This window comes from Sphingomonas sp. 320_CC (assembly GCF_059691795.1).
This window is the reverse complement of the sequence record NZ_JCAWAE010000009.1, coordinates 1-2,961: the sequence shown is the minus strand read 5'-3', so window position 1 is coordinate 2,961 and position 2,961 is coordinate 1. Positions and strand designations below refer to the sequence as shown.

Annotated in this window: 1 rRNA gene; it reads left to right on the top strand. The window is 53.3% G+C overall.

What is annotated here, in order from left to right:
* Positions 1 to 136 precede the first annotated feature (136 nt).
* Positions 137 to 2,932 (top strand): 23S ribosomal RNA (locus AC59GX_RS20230).
* The last annotated feature ends 29 nt before the right edge of the window (positions 2,933 to 2,961 follow it).

The window sequence follows — 2,961 nt, the reverse complement described above, 5'->3', positions numbered from 1 at the left end:
GAATATCGACATCATCATAACTAATAATCTGGCTGAGATTATAATCATCCGCACCTGACAAAGGCCAACGCGCACTGCTCTGCCGAGTTGGTGATCCGAAAGGACACCCAGTGATGTCGTTGGTGGTGTGGACTCTCAAGCGTGAGGTAAGGGCAATTCGTGGATGCCTTGGCACATACAGGCGATGAAGGACGTGGCACGCTGCGATAAGCGTCGGTGAGCTGTGAGCAAGCTTTGACCCGACGATTTCCGAATGGGGAAACCCACCTATCCCGATTAATTCTACCTGCGCGGTAACGCACAGGTCGAGTTAATTAGGTTAGGTATCACTTAGCTGAATACATAGGCTTCGTGAAGCGAACCCGGCGAACTGAAACATCTCAGTAGCTGGAGGAAAAGACATCAACCGAGATTCCGTTAGTAGTGGCGAGCGAACGCGGACCAGGCCAGTGCCTGAATTTCAACTAGTAGAAGTCTCTGGAAAGTGACGCCATAGCGGGTGACAGCCCCGTATACGAAAGTGAGAATTCAGGACTCGAGTAGGGCGGAACACGTGAAATTCTGTCTGAACATGGGGGGACCACCCTCCAAGCCTAAATACTCGTATGTGACCGATAGCGAACTAGTACCGTGAGGGAAAGGTGAAAAGCACCCCGATGAGGGGAGTGAAACAGTACCTGAAACGGATTGCCTACAAGCAGTTGGAGGGCTTTTATGGCCTGACAGCGTACCTCTTGCATAATGGGTCTGTGACTTAATGTATCAAGCAAGCTTAAGCCGATAGGTGTAGGCGCAGCGAAAGCGAGTCTGAATAGGGCGCCAGAGTTTGATGTATTAGACCCGAAACCCGGCGATCTAGGCATGACCAGGATGAAGGTGCAGTAACATGCACTGGAGGTCCGAACCGATTAACGTTGAAAAGTTACCGGATGAGTTGTGTTTAGGGGTGAAAGGCCAATCAAGCCGGGAAATAGCTGGTTCTCCGCGAAAACTATTGAGGTAGTGCCTCGCACGAACACCTTAGGGGGTAGAGCACTGGATGGGCTAGGGGGTCGCGAGATCTACCAAACCTAACCAAACTCCGAATACCTAAGAGTGATATGCGGGAGACAGACGGCGGGTGCTAAGGTCCGTCGTCAAAAGGGAAACAGCCCTGACCTACAGCTAAGGCCCCCAAATCGTATCTAAGTGGGAAAGCATGTGGGACTTCCAAAACAACCAGGAGGTTGGCTTAGAAGCAGCCATCCTTTAAAGAAAGCGTAACAGCTCACTGGTCTAAACAAGAGGTCCTGCGGCGAAGATGTAACGGGGCTCAAGATACGTGCCGAAGCTTAGGGTGTGCCACTTATGTGGTACGCGGTAGCGGAGCGTTCCGTAAGCCTGTGAAGCGATCTGGTAATGGGTCGTGGAGGTATCGGAAGTGCGAATGCAGACATGAGTAGCGATAAAGAGGGTGAGATGCCCTCTCGCCGAAAGACCAAGGGTTCCTGCGCAAGGCTAATCCGCGCAGGGTGAGCCGGCCCCTAAGACGAGCCCGAAGGGGGTAGTCGATGGGAACCACGTTAATATTCGTGGGCCTGGTGGTGTGTGACGGATCATGTGTGTTGTCATCCCTTATCGGATTGGGATGGCTTCGAAATGGTTCCAGGAAATAGCCCCACCGTATAGACCGTACCCGAAACCGACACAGGTGGTCAGGTAGAGTATACCAAGGCGCTTGAGAGAAGTGTCCTGAAGGAACTCGGCAAATTGCCTCCGTACCTTCGGAAGAAGGAGGCCCTCACTATGCGCAAGCACTTTGAGGGGGCACAGGCCAGGGGGTAGCGACTGTTTAGCAAAAACACAGGGCTCTGCTAAGTCGGCTTCAAGACGACGTATAGGGCCTGACGCCTGCCCGGTGCCTGAAGGTTAAGTGGAGGGGTGCAAGCTCTGAAATGAAGCCCAGGTAAACGGCGGCCGTAACTATAACGGTCCTAAGGTAGCGAAATTCCTTGTCGGGTAAGTTCCGACCTGCACGAATGGCGTAACGACTTCCCCACTGTCTCCAGGACATGCTCAGCGAAATTGAATTCTCCGTGAAGATGCGGAGTACCCGCGGTTAGACGGAAAGACCCCGTGCACCTTTACTGCAGCTTCAGAGTGGCATTAGGAAGAAACTGTGTAGCATAGGTGGGAGGCTTTGAAGCATCGGCGCCAGCTGATGTGGAGCCATAGGTGAAATACCACCCTGTTTGTTTCTGATGTCTAACCTCGTTCCGTAAGCCGGAACAGGGACCCTCTGTGGCGGGTAGTTTGACTGGGGCGGTCGCCTCCTAAAGAGTAACGGAGGCGCGCAATGGTGGGCTCAGGACGGTCGGAAACCGTCTGTTAGAGTGCAATGGCATAAGCCCGCCTGACTGCGAGACTGACAAGTCGAGCAGAGACGAAAGTCGGTCATAGTGATCCGGTGGTCCCTCGTGGAAGGGCCATCGCTCAACGGATAAAAGGTACGCCGGGGATAACAGGCTGATAACCCCCAAGAGCTCATATCGACGGGGTTGTTTGGCACCTCGATGTCGGCTCATCACATCCTGGGGCTGGAGCAGGTCCCAAGGGTTTGGCTGTTCGCCAATTAAAGTGGTACGTGAGCTGGGTTCAGAACGTCGCGAGACAGTTTGGTCCCTATCTGCCGTGGGCGTCGAAATTTGAGAGGAGTTGACCCTAGTACGAGAGGACCGGGTTGAACATACCTCTGGTGTACCAGTCGTTCCGCCAGGAGCGCAGCTGGGTAGCTATGTATGGACGGGATAACCGCTGAAAGCATCTAAGCGGGAAGCCTCCCTCGAGATAAGATTTCATAGAGCCGTCGGAGACCACGACGTTGATAGATCGGATGTAGAAGTGCGGTAACGCATGGAGCTAACCGATACTAATTGCTCTATTCGCGCTTGAGAGTCTCACACCATCAATGACAACACTGGG